General features: G+C 37.6%; 13 protein-coding genes, 2 pseudogenes and 1 riboswitch. Of the genes and pseudogenes, 8 read left to right on the forward strand and 7 right to left on the reverse strand.

The genetic code is table 11. The annotated features are described in order from the left end of the window. Positions 1 to 485: 485 nt before the first annotated feature. The gene (locus P398_RS0115880; protein ID WP_029336206.1) at positions 486 to 1,550 is read right to left on the reverse strand and encodes a hypothetical protein; all 1,065 of its coding nucleotides are present in this window, start codon (positions 1,548 to 1,550) and stop codon (positions 486 to 488) included. Positions 1,551 to 2,423: 873 nt separating this feature from the next. Next, positions 2,424 to 3,653: a hypothetical protein gene (locus P398_RS0115885; RefSeq protein WP_147287430.1), complete on the reverse strand. Its 1,230-nt coding sequence runs from the start codon at positions 3,651 to 3,653 to the stop codon at positions 2,424 to 2,426. 462 nt (positions 3,654 to 4,115) lie between these two features. On the opposite strand from P398_RS0115885, the gene P398_RS17105 reads away from it, so the two are divergent. From P398_RS17105 to P398_RS0115900, 4 genes are all read left to right on the forward strand, one after another. Beyond that, a complete protein-coding gene (locus tag P398_RS17105) occupies positions 4,116 to 6,197 on the forward strand; it encodes a P-loop domain-containing protein (RefSeq protein ID WP_235263546.1) in 2,082 nt (693 codons plus the stop codon). Between the two features lie 194 nt (positions 6,198 to 6,391). Beyond that, positions 6,392 to 10,378: a hypothetical protein gene (locus tag P398_RS17110; protein WP_235263548.1), complete on the forward strand. Its 3,987-nt coding sequence runs from the start codon at positions 6,392 to 6,394 to the stop codon at positions 10,376 to 10,378. After that, positions 10,335 to 11,015 (forward strand): hypothetical protein, encoded by a 681-nt coding sequence (locus tag P398_RS16480; RefSeq protein ID WP_051638973.1) that lies wholly within the window; start codon positions 10,335 to 10,337, stop codon positions 11,013 to 11,015. The genes P398_RS17110 and P398_RS16480 overlap by 44 nt, the downstream gene beginning before the upstream one ends. 773 nt (positions 11,016 to 11,788) lie before the next feature. Then, positions 11,789 to 12,028 (forward strand): hypothetical protein, encoded by a 240-nt coding sequence (locus P398_RS0115900; protein ID WP_002316697.1) that lies wholly within the window; start codon positions 11,789 to 11,791, stop codon positions 12,026 to 12,028. A gap of 422 nt (positions 12,029 to 12,450) precedes the next feature. On the opposite strand, the gene P398_RS0115905 is transcribed toward P398_RS0115900, so the two are convergent. After that, a complete protein-coding gene (locus P398_RS0115905) occupies positions 12,451 to 14,352 on the reverse strand; it encodes a heavy metal translocating P-type ATPase (protein WP_438359802.1) in 1,902 nt (633 codons plus the stop codon). An 88-nt stretch (positions 14,353 to 14,440) separates the two neighbouring features. Beyond that, a riboswitch (NiCo riboswitch) is annotated at positions 14,441 to 14,549 on the reverse strand. A 540-nt stretch (positions 14,550 to 15,089) separates the two neighbouring features. On the opposite strand from P398_RS0115905, the gene P398_RS0115915 reads away from it, so the two are divergent. Next, on the forward strand, positions 15,090 to 16,400 hold the full coding sequence (locus P398_RS0115915) for an IS1380 family transposase (protein WP_029336211.1): 1,311 nt from the start codon (positions 15,090 to 15,092) through the stop codon (positions 16,398 to 16,400). Positions 16,401 to 16,980: 580 nt separating this feature from the next. Here the strand turns inward: P398_RS0115915 and P398_RS16270 are convergent. The 4 genes and pseudogenes from P398_RS16270 to P398_RS0115935 all read right to left on the reverse strand — a co-directional run bounded on the left by P398_RS16270 (position 16,981) and on the right by P398_RS0115935 (position 22,880). Then, a pseudogene (locus P398_RS16270) lies at positions 16,981 to 18,302 on the reverse strand (IS1380 family transposase). A 205-nt stretch (positions 18,303 to 18,507) separates the two neighbouring features. Then, complete coding sequence (locus P398_RS0115925) at positions 18,508 to 19,533, reverse strand: tyrosine-type recombinase/integrase (protein ID WP_029336212.1); 1,026 nt, start codon at positions 19,531 to 19,533, stop codon at positions 18,508 to 18,510. A 410-nt stretch (positions 19,534 to 19,943) separates the two neighbouring features. After that, positions 19,944 to 21,683: an ATP-dependent nuclease gene (locus tag P398_RS0115930; protein WP_051638974.1), complete on the reverse strand. Its 1,740-nt coding sequence runs from the start codon at positions 21,681 to 21,683 to the stop codon at positions 19,944 to 19,946. Positions 21,684 to 21,758: 75 nt separating this feature from the next. Then, entirely contained in the window at positions 21,759 to 22,880 is a 1,122-nt protein-coding gene (locus P398_RS0115935; RefSeq protein WP_235263469.1) for an ISL3 family transposase, read from the reverse strand. A gap of 450 nt (positions 22,881 to 23,330) precedes the next feature. Here P398_RS0115935 and P398_RS16485 point away from each other — a divergent pair, with 450 nt between their 5' ends. From P398_RS16485 to P398_RS0115950, 3 genes and pseudogenes are all read left to right on the forward strand, one after another. After that, positions 23,331 to 23,549, forward strand: coding sequence for a hypothetical protein (locus P398_RS16485; protein ID WP_051638975.1), 219 nt, complete (start codon positions 23,331 to 23,333; stop codon positions 23,547 to 23,549). 125 nt (positions 23,550 to 23,674) lie between these two features. Then, the gene (locus P398_RS0115945; RefSeq protein WP_235263550.1) at positions 23,675 to 23,989 is read left to right on the forward strand and encodes a type II toxin-antitoxin system RelE/ParE family toxin; all 315 of its coding nucleotides are present in this window, start codon (positions 23,675 to 23,677) and stop codon (positions 23,987 to 23,989) included. Between the two features lie 661 nt (positions 23,990 to 24,650). After that, positions 24,651 to 25,488: pseudogene (locus tag P398_RS0115950) on the forward strand (hypothetical protein); the annotation flags it as partial.

Here is a 25,488-nt window from a genome sequence, read left to right on the forward strand (position 1 = left end):
GAACAGATCGGATTCCTAAATCTCTTAAAGAAGAAATACATTATATAGTTGGATCTGACTTTAAATAATAGAAGAAGATATACAAACCATATTCTTCTGAGTTTAAGAAATATAAATAGATTATAGAGAGTTAAATAAAGATTAATAGAATTAGAAAAGGTAGAGCACGTCCAAACCTAGTCATATCAGCCGCTCTGACAGTTTATGTGAAAAGAGAACCTTCAATGGGATTACCGTTTCTTTCATCAAGGCTTTTTTTATTTCACTAAGCATTTGGGATTAAAGAAACAAAAGATGATTTACTTCAATAAAAACTTGATTAAGTGGTTAGTAGTTTTGATTTTTTTCCAAAAATTAAAAATAGGACAGTCGATACCCCTTGACTGTCTAAGGGTACAGTTGCAAATAACACACAGACAGAAATCACCTGCAAAAATGAGTCATTTTCATATATATTTTCAAAAAAGTGCACGACTAAAAGACCATCATGCGATAGCCATTTTTGCCTGGGCCTTTTTAAGTTGTTGATGAAGATAGAAAATCGGTTCCTCAAAGAACAGTTTATGTGTACTCGAGTGGATCAAATCCTCACGATGGTGAAGGAATGCTTGTTTTAACTCTTCGACGACCTGTTTGAACGTTTTGGCCCCGAATGTATCGCTCATCGAGAAGAGTGAGTCACGGTTGACCTTGAGTGCGTCAAAGTCGAGGAACTCCCCTACTCGCTTACGCAGCTCAAACCAAAGGAGCTGAACTTCAGTGCGATCTTTCTCTTTGATCTGCTTACTGTCTTGCGCAGCCGATAGCTGGACTTCAAGTAAGAGCGGTCGTGTCACGTCTTGAACCCGTTTCTTGAGCGAGACATTTTGTTTCACCATGTTCAAGAAACGCTTACTGTCCTCGACAAGCGAGACCTGAAGGAATGTAAGACCAGACATCATCTTTTGGATGGCGAGTTTATGGCCACAGTATTTAGGAAGGAATCCTTTGATCTCATCGTAGGTCAGGATGGCCTGTTCATTTGACTGGACATGGACATCTTTCTCGACCTGGACGATTGTCCGTAGTGCGAGTCGCAACGTGTTCACATTATCAAGCGCGATCAGTTCAGACAAGAGGCCGTGCCAAACAGACGTATACCCGGTCTTCGAATCGACCGTAGCACCGTCTACAAACAAATCACGATAGTTTTCAAGGTAATCCGTCAATTGAATTGAGATCACTCCTGGGAAGTGACGTACGACCGTCATGAGGCCATTCTGCTCGAAGATCTTTAAGTTGTTATGTAGGGAGCGGACCGACGTGCATGCAAAATCCGCAAGCGTGTTGTCTTCTGCAAATTCAATCTTCCCTTGGTCATCAGCATAGGCGAGAATGGAGAGAATATGACGGATCCGAGACTTGGTCCACTTGAAGGCCATGAAACAGGCCGGGATGTTATAGTGGTGTTGCTCGTAGCGATAATGATCTGCGCGTTTCGTCCAACGCGTCAATCCGCTCATTGCGACCAATAGCTTATTGGCGACCAAAATATGTCGATTCGTCTCCATCATCTCTCCTACACCTCCCCTATCCTAAAATATGCTAGTTTCAGTATCTTGTTCTTTCTAAGTGGTGTCAAAGTGCGGTTTCGGTACGACCATTTGCGACCAAATTTAAAAAAGTGTTGGTGTTGAGCCATTTTCACAGGGGAAATAGTTGTCGTTTCAGTACGACGGTTTGCGACCAAATTAAGAGGAACGGCTTAATCAAGCCATTTTGAGCTTATTCAGAGTAGAATTTTCATCATAAAAGAGCAGAAAATGTCGTTTCAGTACGATGGTTTGCGACCAAATTGATGAAAGTGTCGTTTCGGTACGACAGTTTGCGACCAAAACCATCAAAAATGTCGTTTCAGTACGACGGTTTGTGACCATTTTTAAGAAATGGCAACTTAAAATTATTTAAAAAACTCATCAAAAAAGTGAGAGATGTCGTTTCAGTACGATGATTTACGACAGAAACAGCAAAAATGTCGTTTCGGTACGATGATTTGCGACCAAATTGATAGAGGTGTCGTTTCAGTACGATGATTCGCGACCAAATTCAGCGATAATGTTGTTTCAGTACGATGTTTTACGACCAAGTTGAATGTATAAGAATGATTTGTTGTCGATTTTATCTACCAAACAATATATAGGTGTCATTTCAGTACGATTGACTTCATACCACAGTGCTAGGAAATGGGTTGTTAATAAGAAAGATACATGTGGTCTTAAAAATCTGATGTGACGTGAGTGGATCATCGCTGGTATTGAATCCGTTTCCTAGCATTAAGGAGAAGAAAATACATGAATGTTCCATGTGAAACAGTGGCTGAATGACCAATACATAAGAAAAGAAGCCCATTTGTAAAAAAGGCTTCTTCTGAGCAGTTGCTTCTATTAAAGGAGTAATGTGTCTGTATGGTTCAATAACTCCCATGATTCGAGCGGATAGAACTTGAAGAAATAGTAATCGCCAGAGCGGTGCCAGTCTTTCAAGATGAACTCATGTTCTTTGATGCGGTCAAGGTTTGCCTCAAGTTCTAGTAAGTTCTCTGACTTACGCGATTTATTGAAGCGAATCGAGTAAGTAAATTGACGCCAATGTCGGCGGACCGGACTTTGTTCCCCTGTCTGGATAGCAGCCATTCGTTCCTTTTGAAGTACGAACGCTAAGTGATAAGCGAAGCTCCCCTTCAACTGTTCAATCTGTTCCCCATAGATACTGACGATTTGTTGCTTGAGCAGGTCGTCATAGACCTCCTCAGTTACGGTGACGATCACCTGGCTGTCTGCAAGTGTCGTCGCATTCTTGATTGTAACGGAAGAGAAGAGTCCACGGATAAAGAAGTCCCCTTCATCGTTGTGTCCCGCGACACGGTAATAGCCGAGCTTCATCAGTCGCTTCGTAGTCAGGTCGTAGCTTTTCCCGCTCTTGTTGGCATAGAGTTTTTCAACCAGCTGGACTAACGGGAAGATGATTTTACGACTTGTCTGGAAGGAGATATCACGGTAAGACAAAATCTCGGTGAAGGCCTCGAAGTCTTTAGAGTCAAGATCAGGTACTTTACCGTTTAACTCTTGAATGAACTCTTTACTGACCAAGACGGAGAGATTTTGCGGAACGCCTTCTTTGTATTTCGGGACAACTGAGTCGTAGTTCAAAAGTTCAAGGTTGAGCTGCGTCGCGTCGTTAAGTTTCTCATCGAGTTGATCGGTCTTGTTCTTGATGCGATCCGACATCCCGAAAAACGGGATGTCGACAGCGAGTGTCGGTGAGTGATGCGCCACCCGTTGCGTTGAATCAATCTCTTTCGCTACTTCTCCTAGAACCATGAGGACATCCGTTTTCAAAGTGGATGTCTTTTGATTCACGGTTTTTTGAGACCAATAAGGATACGTATGAATAAGTTGGTTCGGATCCTCGGCCCATTCTTCAATCTCGGTGATGCAGAGATTCATGTAGTCTTCAATCGTTTTCACGTGAAACTCTTTGTAGAGTCCTTCAAGACCTGCGACTTTCACGTATGCTGAGATCATGTCATGTTTGGCGCGGAGCTCTTTATTGTAACCGCGTGATTCTTGATAGTTACGGACAGCGGTTTTCACCCACCGACGTTTCAACTTCATGAAGGAGTAATATCGGATTTTTTTATAGGCACTCTCAATATTTTCAAGCGCATAATGTTCTTGATAGAGTGATGTGACGAAGTCATTGATGTCAAAAATAGATACACTATGGAGGATCTCCTCCATACCATGCTGCTTAATTGTATTAACCGCTTGCGAAATAATGAGTTGTTGGGAGCGGCTGTTGGAGGATGAGTGGTTCTCCATGTTAATCACCTCTTCTTCACTAAATATAGCATATTTATAAAAAAGCATACTTTTGTAAGTCATTTTCCGTTTGATATATTTTATTTCAAATACCGCAAAAGTATGCGCCGGCGCATACTTTTACTCATTAAAAAAATCCCCACCCACTAATTATGAATAATAAAATATAATTTGGAGTAAATGGTATTCCGATTTCGAAACGATATAATTAAATTAATGCTAGTAATAATAAAAAATAACTGAGGTGATCTTAATATGGATACGGAACTTGTAAGATACTCAAGAGCTGGAGATGTGTTTCATTACCGGTGGGCGGCAAGAAGATGTTTGGCCTTAATATCACCAAAGACTCTAATTAATAGCATTGTGATAGAGGGGTCAAATGAAAGGAATCTTTCGGGGGAATATGTTATCGATGTAGCAGAATACTCACAATCACAAAATGGATTTGATGAAAATATAACTTATTTTCAGTTGAAACATACTACAAAGCACAAAAACAATCCTTTCATGCTTAATGACCTTAGAAATACATTTGAAGGTTTTGCAAAAAGATATAACGATTTGATAGCCAAAGAACGAATTGATAATAACAACGTAAAGTTTGCAATAGTTACAAACAGACCAATTAGCGATGAATTAAAAAGTCAAGTGCTGATCATTTCCAGAAGTGAAAAACCAAACAAGAGATATATTCAGACCCTTTTAAAATATACAAACTTGAATATAAATGACCTAAATGATTTTTGTTCACGAATTATATTTATGGATGGAGAAGGAGACTATGATGCACAAAAATTCGAATTGCATGCAGAAATATCTTTACTAACTGCAGGTATTGTAGACATTCCAGAAGTTGAAAAATTGACTTCCTTGGTTCAACAAAAAGCTCTTCCAGATTCTAATGGAGTTATTACTCGTGAAGAAATACTTAAAATATTTCATGTGACCTCTGAACGAGATTTATTTCCTGCTCCTCCTGAATTTGAAAAAATAGAGAAAATGGTAATGAGAAAGCAACATTCTGATATTTTAGAAGTAGTTATGAATGAAGTGAATCCAGTAATAATCCACGCCCCAGGTGGCAGCGGTAAAACTGTATTTGCTCGTCAATTCATTGAGTCTTTACCAAATGATTCAGTTGGAATTATTTATGACTGCTTTGGTGGGGGACGCTATAGAAATAGAAGTGAAACAAGACACCACCATCGTCAAGCATTGACTCAAATGATTAATGAACTATCAATGAAAGGTTATTGTGATCCACTTATTGTAAATTATAATGCATCGGAAAGAGACATAATTAGAAAGTTTCTTGAAAGATTAGAGGTATCTATAAGTAGGGTAAAACTGAGAAACGAAAAGGCGAATTTGGTGCTAATTATTGACGCTGCCGATAACGCTGAAATGGCAGCAACGGAATTTAATGATAATTGTTTTGTTAACGAACTACTTCGCGAACACCCAATAGCGGATGTTAAAGTTGTGGCATTGTGTAGAAGCGAACGATTACATATGCTAAAGCCTAAAAATTATATTAAGACTATAGAATTAAAAGGGTTTACAGAAAGTGAATCTTTTTATTTATTAAAAAACCACTATCCTTATGTGAGTATTGAAGATGGAATTGAATTTCATAGGCTTACAAACGGTAATCCAAGAGTTCAATCAAATGCATTGGGTTTAACAACAACAATTTCTGACATGTTTAATAACTTAGGTAGTTTTGGCACAACTGTGGATGAACAAATAGAATCACAACTATCACACGCTATAGATTTATCTAAAGATAAACTTAGTGATGTTTACCAACAACAAATTGATTTAATTTGTACAGCTTTAGCTACGTTGCCACCATTTATCCCAATCAATATTTTATCCAAAGCAACGGGGGTTGAAGAGGGGACAATTACAAGCTTTGTATCTGATATAGGAAAATCTTTATGGATTACTGATAACGCTGTACAGTTTCGAGATGAACCTACAGAAACTTGGTTTAAACTAACTTTTGCGGCATCTTCGAAACAGATTAGTTTTTTCCTTGAGCAAATCAAACCGCTTTCCTATGACTCTGCATATATAGCATCAGCATTACCAAGCTTAATGTTACAAGCAGGAAAATATTCTGAGCTGGTAGAGCTAGCTTTATCTGATAGACATCTTCCTAAAAATCCAATTGATGAAAGGAATGTTAGGCTATTTCGTCTTCAATTCGCATTTAAGGCTTCAATGAAAGAAGATAAATATTCTGAAGCAATTAAATTAGCAATGAGGGCAGGAGAAGAATTCGCAGGGAATAGTAGACAATTAGATTTAATTAAAAAAATGTTGACTTAGTAGCACCTTTACAAGATGAGAATAGAGTTCAAGAACTCGCCTATAAACGACTACTCAATGGAGATTGGAAAGGTTCGGAAAATGTATATTCTGCAGCTTTACTCTCAACAGTAAATAAATTCAATGGAGAATCTAGAAGTTACCTAAGGGGAGCTAATAATTGGCTAAAGATATACTTTGAAAATCAAAAGGCAATGAAAGATGATGAAAAACATCTTCTTCACAATAGGTTAAAGGACGAAGAAATTTTTGAACTCACTTACACCCATCTAAATTTATTTGGTGTTGAAGCTGCATATAAATATTTAATGAGATGGACACCTGATATCTTGATTTATAACGTCTCCAGAATGTTGATTAATCGACTTATAGATTTTGGAGAAGTTGAAACGGCCAACAGCTTTGCCAAACTAGGTTTGAGAAATCCATATATAGTTGTAGCCTTCGCTTCAGAGGTTATGGAGATTGGATATATCCCAGATAAAAATGTATTAAATGATTGTCTGGAATTATTAATTAATAAACGCTCTAGAATCCCAAAAAGAAACATTAGCAGACATTATGATGAGACTATGACTTCATCACTTATCTCATTCGCGGAATTATGTGCTGCAACAAACTTACCGAAAAATAAAGTGATTCGACTAATAAATCATTATTTCCCTAGTAGTGAAATTAAATATATCGTAAATAATTATAACGCTGCATATCGATCGGCTTTTTTGCGTTCAATTTCTTTAAAAATGTATCTTTTGGATAATATGACTATTAATACGGATGAACTAGTTCCTTCAGAATTAATTGATAAAAAAAAGTATACTGATAATCAAGATGCTCGAGAAATTAAAGAACTTACAGGTGGGTTACTACCTTGGTACTTTGTAAGAATTAGATGCTTAATTAATCATACTTGTAATATTGAAATTGAATTGAATAAGGCTCAGGAAATTTCAAACAAAGAAAGGGTAAATCGATATAAAGAATATGATGTCATTCCGCGTGAAATTACGAAGATATGCTGTGACATTTTAATCTTTCATGAATTCGGATTTAGCTATAGTGTTGAATCATTCTTTGATAAGTATATTTTTAAATCAGACAATTTATTGTTAAAAGATATTTTAACTTTAGTGCGTGCCATTTATCGTTTAAATCATTTATCGGAAATAAGACTAAAGTGCGAACAGCACACTTACCAGCAAATAAACTCCGTGACAAATATTAATCCAGAAGAAAAAGCTGAATTTTATATAAAGCTTGCTCGTGCTGTAATGAACAATGATATGGATGATGCAGCTGTCTATTTTGATTGTGCAATAAATGCTTTGTCCAAATTTGGTGATGAATTGGCAGAAAGATGGGAATCGATTGTTTCTCTTGCAAATATTAGAAAGATTGATGAACACGTATGTGACGAAACAGCATACAGATTTATTCGTTGTGCTGAGCTAATTGGAGAAAGTGTGGAGCGAGAAAAATACTGGAATAGAAATGAAGCTATAAAAACCTGTACACGATTATCCCCTGCTTCAGCTATAGCTGCATTAAGTAGATGGCGAGATCGAGAAGTTGGAAATTTCAATCACCAATTAGTTGAGTTAGCTAGCGAGCTTGTGAGTAGAGGTTATATAACTCCAGAAGTGGGTTGGTCACTTTCTTCGTTCATGAACATATATGACTTAGAGAACTTTGCATTACTTTGTTTAGATAAAGAAGAAAAAATTGAAAATCGGACTATATTGTTTAATTCAATTATCAAAGAGTTAAGGATTAATGGAGCAGAAGGAGAGATATGGACAAAAATTAAAGAAATTTCAACAGAATATTCTCTAAATAATGAATTGTTAGATGATGTGCTTCTTAATATGGGTAAAAACAAACTCAAAAATAGTAATATACTTAACCACGAACCGGTAGCGTCGTCAGTGATTTCTAAGAGTGACGAAGTATCAAAGTGGAGTGAGTACCTACAAAGTCTAAATTTGAAGTCCTCTAGTGGTATTAAAAAAGCACTAATTTTTTATCGCGAATCTGACAATTTGGGTGGAAATAGAAGAGCGTACTGGAATGAAATTTATAGACAAGTTTCCGATGCGACAGCTAAAAATTTCATATATGAATTGATACAATCCGAGGAAATTGATTTTTACGATTTGAAACTTGGATTAGAGTTAATACCGGAAAAATGGCTAAAAAAAGTAAGTGTAAAAAAAGAATGGCCGCACTTTATGGAAATGATAGGTAATAAGCATGCATTATATTTTTTAAACAAAAGCACACTAAGTTTTTTTGTTAATTCATTGGATGCTGGCAGCGCAAATCTTCCCTATATTGAAAAAGGAGTAATTGGAGCAATAACAAACCATATAGAAATGGTTAGAAGTTCCGATTTTTTTGGGATAGTAGACATACTAAGTAACCATATTTCCACACAAGAAGCTACAAAGTTATTAGATTACTCTTTATATAGATTGGAAATGCATATTGATCCTGATTACAGCGACGGTCTATGGTCCCCTAAGTTGTATTTACAAGATGGTCTAGCAAGTGCTCTTACAGGATTTATTTGGTCTGCTTTAGGGTCGCCGAAGTCATCAATACGATGGTGTGCAGCACACAGTGTTAAAAGATTAGCAGAGTTTAATTGTGAAAATGAAATTGACCAGTTGATGAACTGGATGGAGAAAGATACAGTTGGAGCCTTCGGAAATTTTGAATTCCCTTTTTACAATCTTCATGCAAGGTTATTTTTGTTAATTTCGTTTGCACGAATTTCAAAAGACAATGCGGAAATACTATTACCTTATACCGAAAAATTTCGTTACTTTTATCATGACTCTTCTCATTTTTTGATTCAAAAATATTCAGCCGATATTTTACTTAATATTGGTTCAATAAATGGCAATGAATTTGAGTGTGGAGTATCAGATTCAATTCTGATAATTAATGATAATGAATTGGAGCCGGTTGAAGAAAATACACATTCGGCGTTATTTGATTCAGATTATAAGGAGATAAATCAAAATAGCCTCGATTTTCATCATGGCTATGATTTTGAACGTTATTGGTTCGAGTCTTTAGAATCCGTGTTTAATATTCCAAATGGTATGATTGCACGCCTTGCTTCTAATGTGATAATAAATGAATGGAATATTGATTTTAAAGGTGACTATCTAAATGATCCTCGACAATATTTATGGAGAATGTCATATGAGCAAGAGAATACTTACCATAGTCACGGGAATTATCCCTCAATAGAAACCTATAGTTTTTATCTTTCATTCCATTCAATGTTTAATGTTATTGGGAAAATATTTAACAAAATTCCATTTACCAATCGTGAAAACAAAGATGAATTTGAAGAATGGTTGGATAGACACTTTTTAACCCGTAATGATGGTTACTGGTTGTATGACAGACGAGATCCTATACCTTTAGCAAGCAGAGGGGGTAATAGTTTAGAAAGTAGTGAATACGATGAAATAAATGACTTTCTTGAAGGGATTTTTTCGAAACGAAATGGAGAAATATGGCTTAATGTTTTCGGGACGTGGACTGAAACAGAAGGTAATAAAACTGAAGAATTTAACATAGCTAGTTCTCTTGTATCAGCGAAAACATCTGATGCACTTTTAAATGCTTTAACTACATGTTCCGACCCTTATGATTTTAAATTGCCTGAATATCAGGAAGAGCGAATGGAAATAAACTCAGGAGACTTCAATTTAAAGGGCTGGGTGTATCAAGAGCCCATTACTGAGGGTGCCGATTACTTTGATCCTCATTCTAAACATTTGCTGTATCCAGCATATAAAGTTGGAGATACCATTGCTAAGCAAATGAACTTGTATTCTGATTTGGAAAATAGAGAATGGAGAGAAATAAATGACTCAGATACTTCAGTAAATTGTGAAATGTGGGCCCCTATGTCTACAGAGAGTGATGAAAACTATATAAGACGTGGGAAATTACTTTCTGCCTCTTTGTCCTTCTTAAAAAAACTATGTAAAGAGTATAAAAGTGAGCTTATTGTTGAAATTCAAATTAGAAAAAAATTAATTAGTGGATCATATCAAAGATCGGGGGAACCTTATAAATATGAGGCACCACACAACAAACTCTTTATCTTATCGGCGGATGGAAGACTCAGAGACTCGGAAAAATATCATAAACTATGGTAAGAGCCTAGTAGAAGAACTTAATTTAGATCCCGGTGTAGATACATTAGGACGATGGATGGCTCATTATATTGCTGAACAAATAAAAATTGCAGAAAATTCTACGGGAATCGAAAAAGCAGTGGCAGAAGAAAAGTGTTTTGAAACAATTCTTAAGCTTTGGGAGCACGAAGTTATTCTGCCTGGGAAAACAAAACCATTTACCGACTTTGAACCTATTTTCCGAACGCTTAATAGACTTGATCCTGAACGTAATCAAAATTACTTTTTCGATAGAAATGATTCATCAAAAGGAGATTCAGAAGAATTTAATTCTTTGCTAGATTTAGCAATAGAAATTGATAAAGTTGCTCGGATATGGATTTTGCATATTTTGAATAAAGCTACAAAAATCTCTACTAACGAAGCTACAATAAAATGGTTAGAAATTTCAAAAGGTCAAATAGAGAAAAATAAAATGACTGTATTGTACGAGGAGCTAATTTGGGGTACTGATGATTTTACAGATAGTGAAACGCAAAATGATATCGATAGATTAAGTTTTAATATCAAAACTTTAGAAAAATTCGAAAAAATAAATCAATTGATTATGGAAGAATATAAAAGTGAAATTGGAAGAGTATTAAAATCTAGGGATTAAAAAGTAAAGTTAATTTTTGATATTAATTTAGAGGAAGAAATTTTTGTTATACAGTCAATAGAATGAGCACCAATTATCATTAGTTGGTACTCATTTTATCTATTTTAAAAATAGTTTCATAGGTATTAAAAGTGTATATAAAATAGTATCAAATCATTCACTGCTACTACTGCTTTTTGTTTATTCATGTTTTTCCACTCCTTTTTTTGTTTTGAGTCGCATAGATGTGAGCTCAAAAGCTGAATTTTTTCCGTTTTGTTGGCTAGCCTTTAATCATGAGGAAAAAAGGAAATCAAGAAAAAAGGAATCCTTTCCGCTTTAGCGGTTAGGATTCCTTTAGATAAAAAGTTTTTTGGAAAGGAAAGAAATGGAAAGAGAAAAAAGTTTTTACGGTTCTGGAATTGCTTTTCTGTTCTCGGATAGATACATGTGGGACCGGAGGGAAGGGCTCCCGCATGGAGATTGCCGCTAAGAACAGTCCGAAATGATAAAGCCCTGATCCAGCTCTTTCGGATCGTTCAGGGCGTATGGCGACACAAAACGAAAAAATGGTTTCAATAGATATGCTTTTGAAAAAAGCACTCCATACTCTTGTCTTTTAAGGAAAAACGATTGCGATTATAGGAGTTTTTCTTTTCCCTGCTTTTGTTATTATTCTCTCTTTTCATCAGTAAATGAAAGTCGCTGATAAAAAAAATCAGGACATTTACTCCTTGTCCCCCTTCACAAAACGAACACTTGTTCTTATAATGGTTCTAAAGGAGTGATTATCCATGAAATATTTGAATGACGAATATCAAGACCGGGGTATGAAAAAATGGGCGGGCTTTTTCTTATCTGAACACACAGCTGAACAGGAAAAAATTCAAAAAGGATTGGCTCACATCAATTCCCCAAAGCCCCAAATGTCCGAACAAGAGATTGGCGAGGTGCTTCAAGTGGCTAGATTAAAAAATAAGTCCGTTGCCATCCAAATCGAGGCCATCGATAACGAAGGAAATTATTACGATTAATATGCCACTGATGACGGTGATTTGATTTTTCTTTCCTAAAATACACCTTTGCATGATTTTTTCCTCCTGTTTGTTGTTTGTAATGTAAGTCTACTGGATTGAATCAGATTAAGAATTGATCCTCATCAAGAAGTGGTTTTCCTTCGAAAATAGTTTTTCACTGCGCGGTCTTTTTTGTTTTACTCTTTCGTATAACTCTATGATAGCTCCTTTATTGTTTTTAATAATTGATGACAATCAAGTTTGAATAAACGATTTTTAGCATGTATTTAAAATAGATAAAGCTGATAATTTCTGTTCAGAAATTATCAGCTTTTTTGACGATTTAGGCTTTCGCCAAGGGTAAGCTTCATTCCCTACAGATACAAATTTAAAAAGCTGTAGATATTCGCTCACCCTTTCAGCTAATATCATGATGCAGTCTAATAAGCACCACTTAATTCCGCTTTTGTTTTTTCGGACCCTAACAACCGCAAGCCGTTTAAGATGACGAGGATTGTGGAGCCCTCATGGAATAGTACTGCTAAAGGAAGTCCCAGAACGCCGAACATATTTAAAGTAATCAAGCTGACAATAACAGCGATGGAGAAAATGACATTTTGAATAATGATTTTATTTAATTTCTTGCTTAGCTGATAGCTATAAAACAATTTAGACAAATCATTCTTCACTACAACGACATCAGAGGATTCCATTGCGACTGACGAGCCACTTCCCATCGCAATTCCGATATCTGCATTCGCTAGCGCGGGTGCATCATTGATCCCATCGCCAATCATCCCAACAACTTCTTCTTTTCCTTGGCTTTTTAAGACAAAATCTATTTTATCTTCCGGTAACATGGAAGAAATATAGTCATCTACCTTTACTTCCTTTGCAACCTGTGCCGCAACCTTTTCGTTATCTCCCGTTAAAAGATAAACCTTGATGCCCTCTTTTTGGAAATCCGCAACCGTACTCGCTGACTGCGGACGAATTCGATCCCGGAGTGAGAAGTAACCGACGACTTCATTTCCCTTCGCTACAAATATGGTCGTATCGCCTTTTTCCAGTAGCTTTTCAAACTGATCAAATTTATCATATTGCTTAAATGCATCCGGTTTTCCAACTAGGATTGCCCCTTTTTTAATTCCCGAACCAGCAATTTCTTCAATCGATTCTGCTTGATTCACTTGTGCTAAGTTAATCTCTTTAAAGGCAGAAACAATTGCTCTTCCGATTGGGTGACTGGATTGTTGCTCCATATAAATGACTTCTTTTAACAGCTCTTGGTCCAAATGATAATCGACCACTTGGAAGTCGCCATACGTCAATGTTCCGGTCTTATCTGTATACAAAATATTCATTGTACTTAACGCTTCCATTGCGGCTCCACCTTTAAATAAGATACCGTTTTTGGCTCCATTACTTATCGCGCTTAACGTAGCCGGTGTAGCTGATGCCACCAATGCACATGGACTAGCCACTGTTAAAAGTACCATTCCACGATAAAATGCTTCTTCTAATGGTAGGCTTAGGAAATAATATAGAAAGAAGATGAAAATAGGTACGATAATTAAAACGCCAATCACGTACTTACTTTCAATACGGTCTATAAACTTTGCGATTCGAGAAGGTTTGTTTTGTGCTTCTTCAACCATCCGGATAATATTGGAAAACATGGTTTGATTCAGTGTCTTGTTTACTTCTATATGAAAAACATTTCCTTCATTAATCGTTCCGGCAAAAACTTCCTCCTTTAACTCTTTTTCTACTGGGACAGACTCACCCGTTAAAGCCGCTTCATTCACGATTGCATTTCGGTCGATCAAGCCATCAATAGGGATTTTACCACCTTTCGATACCACGACAATGTCCCCAATAACTAACTCTTTCGTAGGGGTAACCACTACATCCCCATTTTCTTTTAGCACTTGGGCTGTGTCGGGTACTTGCGCCATTAATTCTGAAATCGCGCTGGTGGATTTGTTCGTTGCATAATCTTCCAAAACTTCTGCAGCAGCAAAAATCAATAGCAACGCCGCTCCTTCAGACTCAAAATCAATGATTACTGCACCAACTGCTGCCAAAACCATTAATAGGTCGACATTTGGTGAGCGATCTTTAATCGTTTCAACAACAGCATGTTTTGCCGCATAGAAGCCTAAAAAGAAAATTGAAATATAAAATAGTATGGAACTGTATGCATCATTTAGTGGGATAAAGATAAACCCTAAGATTGTAAATAAAACACCGACAACTAAAAATTGTCCTTGCCTACTTTTTGTTAGATACTCAACCATTTCTAAAACCTCTTTCTTATTTTTTGTTTTTTTGCTTACCAATTATTACAAATCCATTTCATCTCATCTTTTCATTCCCCTTTATTTAGAAATATATATATAAAAAAGGGCACACCTATAGAACAAAATTAACTGTCCCACAGGTATGCCCTTATTATTTACATACTCTGCTGCCGCAAAAATTGCAGCCCGGCTGCATGGACCTTTTATATGTCCACCGCCTGTTCAGATCACAATGAATATAACCAACAAACAAAATCTGTTATATTCCAAAGCTTTCATTATTTAGTTTTAATATGCTTCATTGATTCTCATGTGACTATTATAACAAATTTTTTTTGAATTTCAAATCGCTTTTCCATTATTTGAACAGGGTAGAATAGCAATCGCAGCCATAAGCTTTGTGGCGGATCGAAGTCTAGGAAATGTATGCTTCCTTAGTTAGTTCATAAAGTTTTATTTCCACTTTTTTAAATAATTTTTGATATTCTTCTCCCATTTTTTGGTAAATTTCTAATAATTGCATCAATTCTTTTTTTTAATAAATCACCCATGTGTTCACTCCTGTTCTCCCTCTGTTGTTTTGAATATTCATAATACTTTAAAGTTAATATTCTTATTTTACCCCTGAATAATTCATAGTTTTTCTAAAATGCTCTCTAAGCGTTGTTCCAACACTGTTTTTTGTTTAGTTATCCGACACCCTTTGGGTGTACAAAAAGAACCCCAATCTGCTATGGTTAAAGCGGCTAAACTAAACCATGAAAGGGATTCTCTCAATGGCTACATTACAGGAAAAACACGTAAATTTCAACTCAAACATGGTCGTAAATAATACTGGCGGAAATCTTTCCACCGATTCTGGGCTGATTTTGGTAAAAGAATTCATGGATTCCATCGGCTTCTCAACATTAGCTACCCATTCTCTCACCTTCCAGGACAACCGACGCTACTGGCATCATGACAACATTTCCTTGCTGGAGCAACTCTTGTTCCAGTTGATTGCCGGATACGCTACGGATTCTTCCGCCAACTTACTGAAGGAAGATCCTATTTTCCGTTTGGTGCTTGATAAGGACGGGATTGCATCGCAAGCGTCTCTTTCTCGGTTCTGGGACCGAATAACGGAGGCAACCATCTCCCAATTCCAAAGCCTGAATCAAGCCATAATCGATAAAGCGCGGACGAAACGGAATGCGACCGAACTCATCATCGATTTGGATTCCACTCATTCCGATACATTCGGGAATCAAGAGGCTGCCAACTACAATGCCCACTATGGCACGAACGGGTACCAGCCCTTGGTCGCTTTCGATGGCCTAACGGGTGATTTCCTGAAAGCAGAACTTCGTTCTGGCAATGTTTATACCTCAAATGTGGTGAAAACATTTCTGGAGCCAATGCTGGAGCATTACAGCCACACCCACCCGTGCACCGATATCATGGTGCGTGGAGATAGCGGATTTGGGACACCGGAAGTCTATGATACCTGTGAAACCCACAAAAGTTATTATGTGATTCGCCTCAAGGCGAATGCGAAACTGGCCAAGTTGGCCGAATCTTTCGTCTTGATCGGCGGCGACCATCCCTGGGAACACCGGGAAGTCTACTATTACTCGACAACCTATCAAGCCAGCAGTTGGGAAAAAAAGAGGCGTGTCTGCATCAAATCGACACGCGATGCAGGGGAATTAACGTTTCGCCATGAATACTTGGTGACGAACTTTTCGGAGAATGTATCCGCCAAAGTAATGTTCCAGCTGTACCACAAGCGTGGCACCATGGAGAAATATATCAAGGAAGCGAAAAACGGTTTCCATTTCGACAAGACGGATAGCTCCTGTTTTCTGGAAAACCATGACCAGGTTGTAAGCCTCTTGGCTTACAACCTGGTCAACTTCATGAAAACAATCTGTTTACCGGAGAAAGAAGCGGCCTTCCAAGTAGACACCTTGCGCCTGCGCCTCTTCAAAGTGGCTGGCAAGCTGGTCCGCAGCGGCCGAAAGTTGTTTTTGAAGACGAGCTCTTCCCATGTCTACCAAAACCTGTTCTACCACTTATTGGACAAAATCCAGCAACTCTGTTGGTAGGGCCGAGAGCCAACTGAAATTTTAAAAAAATTAATGAATTTCAAGGGGATCGTGCGCCCAAAAACCGGAAGTTTTTCGTACTGATTCTTGAACACAAACAAAATTTGAAAGAATGGTGCGATTCACATTCGGAATACAATGATAAAAAAGTATAAACCAACGGTTTTCCTAAATTAATAAGGAAAATTTAGAAGTATGAATAATTCAGGTTATATGTTCATTTTTAATTATTGATAGATTAACATATTTTGTTGACCCGTATTTGTTTGTTTTCTAATATGAAAATAAATCCAGAAAATATCAGGTAAGAAAATAGTATAAAGAGTAAATAATTATATGAATACTTTCAAACAATCGTATAACGGAATAGGGTAAACCTGAATAATTCATAGCTCTATAATTTAAGCTGGTTTCTTGAATAAATTAATCGTTCTTGGAAAAATTGGGAATTTTTCTACAAAATAGTGCGTTCTCGAAGTAGATTTTAACTAAATGAACCTTCTTACGATTCTCTTGTTTGTTTGAAGGCATACTTCTCCCTTGTAGACGATTGATTCAAAAAATTAACGTGATGACTGATTTAAATCCATTGACTGGATCGCCGTAGGCGCTCGAAGACCCTATAGAATTCAGTTTTTGATACACATGATAACTCGACAATTTTAGATAGGCTCGTCTGCCTGTTTGCACAAGTTTGCCAGCGACTTTAAGGAATGTTAGTCGGATGGAATGAATAGTCATCCCTTGGTTCTTTTTATCAAAGCCGATAGTCTTTAGACAGTTGATGAGGTTGTATGCAAGCAGACTAATCATCATTCTGACATAATTTTCTAAGAAGCGTGGACTATCTGTTTTATCGAAATAAAAGCCACCTTTCGCTTCTTTGATGAAATTCTCCATTGTCCCTCGCTTGCCGTAAAGAGAGAATATGACTTCAGGTGAGACATTATCGGATAGATTAGTCACAATGAATGCGTGTTGAAAGAGGAGTTCTCCTGCTTCACGGATTGATCGAATACAGACACGACGGGGTTTCGACCATGATTGTGCTTGATAAGGCATTGAAAAATACTGAACTTCCCGATCTTCCCATTTTTGGTTATCCCCGTAAAGAACGGATTGCTCAGCTAATTGACTTAACCTCCGATTGTTCTTTAATCGGATCACATACTGACTTTCATTTTCTTCACAAGACTCATACACCTCTGGTGTTGCGAAGCCGCTGTCCCCACGAACCAATATGTCAGTATTCGGTATCGATTCATTGTAGTGGTGTAACAATGGGTCGATAAAGGCTTTCACCCCTTTAGATGTGTACTGATTACCTGAACGCAGTTCAGCTTTTAAGAAATCTCCAGTCAGTCCGTCAAAGGCAACTAATGGGTGGTAACCGTAGGTTTGATAATGTGCATTATAATCTGTTAGTTCTTGATGGCCAAAGGTATCTGAATGAGTGGAATCGAGATCAATGATTAACTCGGTGTCATTGCGAATCAAACGCGCTTTATCAATGAGTGACTGATTTAATGATTGTAATTGACCCACATTTTCCGTGGTGAAACGATCCAGAAACCGTGAAATTGACGATTGTGAGGCTAATTGTTTTCTGCCTAACACCATTTGAAAGACTGGATCCTGTCGTAACAGATTAGCTGACGAGTCTGCCGAATAACCAGCAATCAATTGCATAATGAGCTGTTCTAATATCGCTAAATTATCATGCGTGTAGTAAGCACGGTTATCTTTAATGTCCAGAAGTGATTTTGCCAAATCAGAAAACTTGAAGGTATCCATTACTTCTTTAACTAAGACTAAACCCGAATCACTCGATAAGCGACCACCTGTATGCGAAATGATGATGTTTGAATTGAATTTTACCTGGTTTTTGTGTAAGCTAATCATGAAGAGAACTCCTTTCTTATGGTTGGTTTAGACACCTTTACCATATCAGAATGGGGTTCTTTTTTCATCACTTAACAGGTGAAAATGAAAAAGTAAATTTAAGCTGCCGTTAGGCAGTTGGCACATGTTTCAACGAAAAGTATGAATTATTCAGGATAGTAAAAAGTCTAAAAGCAGGAAAAGAATATTCTGACTAACTATACACTTATTTATAAGGTAAGTTTGCATTCGATATGTTTGAAAGATGACTAAATGTTTGTAGATATTCATTTGTTGTGTTGATTGATTCGTGACCAGCTAACTGCATGACCCCAATCAACGAATTTCCGTTCGCTAGGAGCTTTGTGATGTAGGCCCGGCGGAACCAGTGGGGTGGGGTCTTCTCTTCGTTCGCAACGTGGTCGACGGCCTGATGGGTCATCAGGCGCAAGGCTTCATATGTGATGGCCTTATCGGCTTTTTTCGTGCTAAAGGCGATGAAAGGGGAAGAGACCTCCTCGATCATCATCAATGCCTGCAGCCGACTCACGAGATGGTTCGCCTTCTCGGTGAGCGGGATGCGGCGCCACTTGTCGCGTTTCCCCTTCACTTCGAGGTAGGATGAATGCTGATTTCGTTTTACGTCAGTGAACTTTATTGATAACAGTTCTGCAGCCCGCATGCCAGTCGTCAACAACAAATAACCGATCGTCTCGTTCCGGAGCTCAATGAGCTCCTTTTTTTGTGCCCGTTTGACGGTATGGCGGAATGACTCGGCGATCCGCTCAATCTCGTCGAAGTCGACCTCCCGACGGAGCGGCTCCGGTCGTTTCTGGTTCTTCACGTGAAAGGCCAGATTATGTAAATGATACTGGTTGACGTGAAGGTAGGTCAGTAGGCGCTTCAACATGTTGTTTTTGCGCTGTGCCGTGCGTGGGGCATACTGTTCGTTCACCTCGAATAGATAGCGATGAATGTCGAGCACGGTCAGGCGTTTTAATCCGTCTGTCTTCGTCATCACAAAACTGAGGACGAACTCGAGGTCCAGTTTGTACGCGCGTCGTGTGTGCGGGCTCTTGTCGGCATAGATCGGGAACAGTTCCGTCGCCCAGAACAATTCGATGACCTCGACATCATTCAAGGTCTCGAGATCGATATGGTCCTTCTTTAATGCTTCGGCCAGTTTTGTGTTTGCCCCGGTCAGTTTTTGCAATGCTACCTCGAACGACTTTTTCTTTTTCTCGATCTCCATACTTCTCCCTCTTTTTGCTCCGTATTTTCATCTGAATATCTGTATTCATTAAAAGATGTGATAAAGAATAAGTAATACATATGTATTTTTAATAAAAATACATATGTAATTAGAAGATTATATTAGATAAATGTGTATTACATTTATAAATTTTAATGAATTTAAAATATCTAACTTGTGATAATCTTATATTATCACAAGTTAGATATTTTAAGTTCGTACTGAGACAAGAGTAATATATTATAGATTTTTTTTTAGGGTTGATTTTTATATATAAGAAGATTGGATTTTGGTTTTAAGAAATAAAAAAAGTAGCTAGGCGACTCAAGGAAAATTGAATCGTTTAGCTACCTGAGGATACTTAGTGCGGTATATTCCACTCTGTCTTTGGGTGTATTATTGTTCAAGCATTAAGGCGCTACTGTGGAATTATCTCGATTATTCACCCAATTACTATCGAACACTAGATTCGGGTCGTATTCAATACAATAATTTAACGCTTCTACGGCCTTTATGCTTGTATCATTTACATCCCATCCCTGGACTAATCTATAAGCCGAAAGCGGTTTACCTAATGATGAAGTATGACTGTAATGGTGGGCATCCTCAAAATTTCGTTCCATAACATATCGTCTAGCTATATTAGGATCATTTACTTGAATGATTCCAGCTTCAATAGTGAAGTTTAAAGTCCATGCACTATTATTTTGATTATTGACGTTCAAGGTGTCGTCTAAATCATGAATTACTGTATAACAAATTTTAAAATGGTTTAAAACTTTTTGGAAAGACGGAATATTATTTTTCGTACCACAATTTACTACTAAAGGAACATCGTTATATGAAATTTTTCCGTTCTCGACAAACTTGTTTAACAGTTCTCTAAAAACTACAGCCTCAGTATCACCTTCAACTAAAATAACCTTATCGTTAAAGAACGCTTCACAAATGTACGGGTTAAATGAATTTAACATTTTCATGTGCTCTTTTTCTTCTTCGTCAAAAATAGAGTATTTTACTTGGTTTAAGCAAACATCCCCTAAGTCATTGATATTAGTTTTAATTAAAGTAGTATGATCTCTACTTAAATCAATCATAATCGGAGAATGTGTGGCAGCTATAATTTGAAACTCCGGGTTCCCGTTTTCTCGATTTACTAAGTCATAGAGTATTTTCGAAAAAAGTCTAATAGATTGAGGGTGAAGAAAAAGCTCTGGTTCTTCAATTAAAAGCATTTTCTTTCTTGATGAAGTATCTTTTTGGTCAATGTTATCGATTATTTCGACATTTCTTCTGTTTCTAGCAGTTTCCATTTCCTTAAAGACATGATTTAGTCCTCTTAATGAATTGAATAAGAATTGTCTCCGAATGCCATGACCATGATTACTCATGTGCAAAGCTTGCCCTTGTCGATTAGAAAAGTTGATATCGGTATGTATAAATGAAGAGAGTTTTTTACTTATATCATCTTTCTTATCTCCAAATAAAGATACTTTTAAGTCAGGGAAAGTCTCTTGCATCATATCATTTAATCGTGATTCTAATTTTATTGAGTATTCATCTTGTAAAATTTCCTTACGAAGTTCTTCTAGCTCTGATTGAATGGTTCCGATCCGAGAAGAGCTGACTGCGTTGTCTATTACTTTTTCTTTAATCAGTTTCTGAACGTTCGCTAGAATTATTTCTACATCGTCTAATCCGCGTAACCAAATCGGTTCTGGGCAAGCGTTTTGTAATAAGGTGTCGAATCCTCCTGCACCTCCTATATCCCAGCATTGATCCGTTGTGTTAAAAGTATATTTATTAGCGCTTCCTCCTATTTCAACCCACTCTTTTTTAAACCTCCCAACACCTTCATGGTCCATTGAATTCACCATTGCACTATGTTGTCGATCCTCATCGCTTTCGGCTTGGATCCACCCTTCGATAATTATAGGTTCTGAATTATTATTGTGAAAATCATTTAATTTTGCATTTATGGATGAATTAACAAAATACTCGTAGGAATGGAGGATTGAAGATTTTCCTGTATTGTTTTGTCCAATCAAATAGACCAAGTCTATGTTTTCGAAATCAATCTCAATTCCAGCAGTAACTGAATTTCCCGCTATTCCTCTAAAATTAGATACACGTAACTTAATTAATTTCATATATTTCTCCTCCAGATCTTTTAGTAAGAATATTTTTATACATATATTAACTATAAATAATAAAAAAGGGGCTCATCACCATAACTCGTGGTTGCTATTTTGACGACCGATCTCGAGGCGCAATCTTAAAAAGAATCGTTCGAGGTTTCGATAGCCATAACCACGGCGTTTGATGAGCTTGATCTTGTTGTTCGTCCCTTCCATCTTCCCGTTCGACAACCTTGACACGATGGTCTGGCGCATTGCTTGCTCTCGGACCCGGATCGCTTTCGCGATCTTCGCTAAGGGCCCGCACGGATGGAACTGATAACGGTCCAACCAGTCCGTCAGCCGCCGTTGCGCCTGTATCTCGCACGTCGCCTTCAGCACATACCGGATATGCTGGAGCCCTTGATAGAGGTTCCGAATGAATGGATCTTCCTGAATACAGGAACGGGCGACCTCCCGGTCTTCCCCAGTCAGCGTTTCCGGGCGACGCGCGAGCGAACGATCGATCACGCGAACGTGGTGATGGCGTCTTGCCTCGTTCAAAAAACGACGCCGTCGGCGAAGAGCGTCCGTGAAGAACTGGACGAGGTGGAACCGGTCCAGCACATGTTCTGCCTCCGGGAAGACATGGTTGATGGCCTTCGCCATCGCCGGTGCAAAATCACTGACGACAGAACGGATATCCCCGGATATGTCTTGAAGTGCTGCCGTGATGGCTGCCACGTCCCGGCCCGGGACAATGGACAGAAGCTGTCCACTCTTGGCATCGAGGACAATCGTCGCATAGTGGTGCCCCTTTCTCGTGGCGAACTCGTCGACCAGGACATGCGTTGCACGCTCCATCGTCTCCACTGAAGCGTACTGATAGAACCAGCGCTCCACCGTCGTATAAGGGAGGCCGTACTCGCGTGCGACATCTGAGATCGTCCGTCCGTGGCAACGTTTTGCGATGCCTTTCCGGAAAACCTCGGTGGAAGTGCGGACGAGCCCGAGACCGTAGTCATACACGAACGTCAAATCACAAGAGGTGCATCTTTGACGTGGGACATCCAGTTCGATCCAGAGTACACCGACGTTCCACGCATGACCGTGTCGAAAGCGACGCCGCTTTTTCGAATGCTGGATGGTCTTTCTCTGGCAAAGCGGACAAGGGATGTCATGTCGACCCGGGATGACCGGAAAAACGTTTGGTTCTTCGTCTGACGACATTTGGATCTGAAAAAGGGCTGGAAGTGGAAGAAGTAATTTGATAAACTGTTGGGACAAAGCGAAAACTCCAATCGTGGTTTGTCTAAGCAACAATTACGATACCGGGGTTTTCGCTTTTTTTCTATGTTCAATTCAAAATCCGATGGATTTTATGTGTCAACCACACCTTATGGTGATGAGCCAAAAAAGGTTGCAACAATATTTATTTGTATTTATTTGGATTTTTATATCAACTACTTCTGATTAATAAAATTTCGGGAATATGTAACTTGATTGAATAAATTAAAAGAGTGGTATATAGTTAGTATTAAGTAAAGAGTAAGAATTCTTACTGGATATAAAGTGAAAATGCGAAAAGTCAACTAACAAAAAGCATACGAACAAAAAAACCGAGGGAAAATAAATTACACAACAATGAAAATGGTAAAGTGAAAAAAGGAGAGAGAAACCATGTTAGCAACGAAAACGAAAAAGGTTGCCGTCTCCAGCAAAAGACAAATCGCCATTCCAAAAGAATTTTTGATGCGATCGGTATTGAAAAAGAAGATTATTATGGAACTGAATGACGGAGTTATTCAAATCAAACCAGTAAGAACACATACGGATGATTTCTCAGAAGAAATATTAGCAGATGTTCTTGAAGAGGGCTTCACCGGAACGACATCTTAAAAGAGTTTCAACGCCGTAAAAATATGATTCGTCCGGCTATTTCACAAATGGTTAAGGAAGCATTAGAATCCGAACCGACTTCACTAGATGATTTATTCGGAGATGACGACGAGGACTGATTTGAATTGAGTGATAACTTGTGTATTAAATATTCTCCCGCAGCAAAAAGATATTTTAAAAGTCTCAAAAAGAATGACAAACAACTTCAAAATTTGTACAAATTAACTTTAGAAAAAATCTCAAGTAACCCTGAAATCGGAGAATTTAAGACGGGCGATTTATCCGGGATTCGTGGCTATGATTTTAGATATAAGGGCACCGTTTACGAGATTGCATATATCCTTGAAGAGGGCAAAGACGGGGAATGGATTGTCGTTATTTTAGCCGGCACCAGAGAAAATTTTTATAATGAATTGAAGAGATATCTAAAATCTAATTAAATCGTTAATCAAAAACGCTTAAGTCGACGTAAACGTTAAACTTAAGCGTTTTTACTTTTTACCTCGCCTACCCGGTCAAGCTATCATCTTTACGGTCGCTGACGCGAATAATCTGTACAGGCTTCGTTTCATTCTATGTCTAAGAACTCTCATTAACTTAATGCAGCTCACCGCATAGAATATAGTGAGAGAGCATAATCTGTTTTTAAAAGTCTATTGTATAATTGTACAGAGGTGATTATTTTGGAATATGAACGAATTCCTTTAGTCTTGAAAAGATTTTCCTTTGAAGCAAAAATGGAGGAAGCTCAGCGTTACTCAAATAAAATTATGTCTCCAAGCGGTCTAATTGAAGCCAACCTTTTAAGAGGCAAGTGGTTACCGTGGGAATAAATACGTATGCACTTTTCTCAATTTTCACTATTAACGAGTATAACAATCAGAACTTTTTAAACACGTATGGCAAAAAGCGATTTTCAGAAATCATGACAAGCATTAGAGTATCTCAACATGGGGAAAACCCAAAAGCTACTCTTCCTCAAATTTTTTAAGGGACTTTCTAATAGTTGTAGGCTTAACTCAATTTATTCTTCAAGAAAATAAATATATGAAATATTATAGATACTCCTATTTTTTTAATTTCTCAAATGATTTTGTGGATATGAAGACTGAATTCTTTGGGAAATTCAATCAGAATTATGAAGATTTTCTTCAGTTAAGTAATATAGTCAATCTATTTTATCCCGAAGGTAATTCGTTGCAATCAATATTGAATGAAGACTTTCACAATTTAATTTATAAAGAATTCTCACAAGTAATTAAATTTTTAGAGCTCAACAGACAAGAGTTTATAGATTTACAGAGAAAACTTATAAATAAATCTGAACATTACGTTACTAGTTATAACTATCTTTATACCTATCCATTTATTCTCCATCAAGAAAAAAGATACTTCCCTTTACCTCATACGTTGACAGAAGCAGTTACAACCTCCCTTTTGACAAGGCTTACAGCAGGGAATAATGATCTGAGATCAAAGTTTGGTAAGTACGTTCTCGAGTCATATTTAACACACATAGTAAGTCTAGGTAGTTTCTTTGAAGAGTGTATCGAAGAATACCCATATAACTTTAAAAGAAATCAAAGAAGAACCGTCGATTTGATGTTAAGGAAACAGGACTTAGCACTACTAATTGAATGTAAATCAATAGTGCCTCAAAGAGGATTACGTAATCTCAATGAAGGTGACATTGAAAGAACCATTTTACGATTAAGTGAAAACATGATTCAGTTATACGGGAATGCTACCATGAAGTTTGGCAAAGAATATCATCCCTTTGACGAACGAAAAACCTTTGAGTTAAGTGATACATTTGGAATAGTGATTATGTTAGAAGATAGTTTTATTCGTAGAGAAGAAATATATAAAAAAGTCGCACAAGAACTGGATTTGGATATAGATCAATACAACCATCTGTGCTCGAATTTCAAATTTATAA

Source organism: Exiguobacterium aurantiacum DSM 6208 (genome assembly GCF_000702585.1).
GTDB lineage: Bacteria > Bacillota > Bacilli > Exiguobacteriales > Exiguobacteriaceae > Exiguobacterium > Exiguobacterium aurantiacum.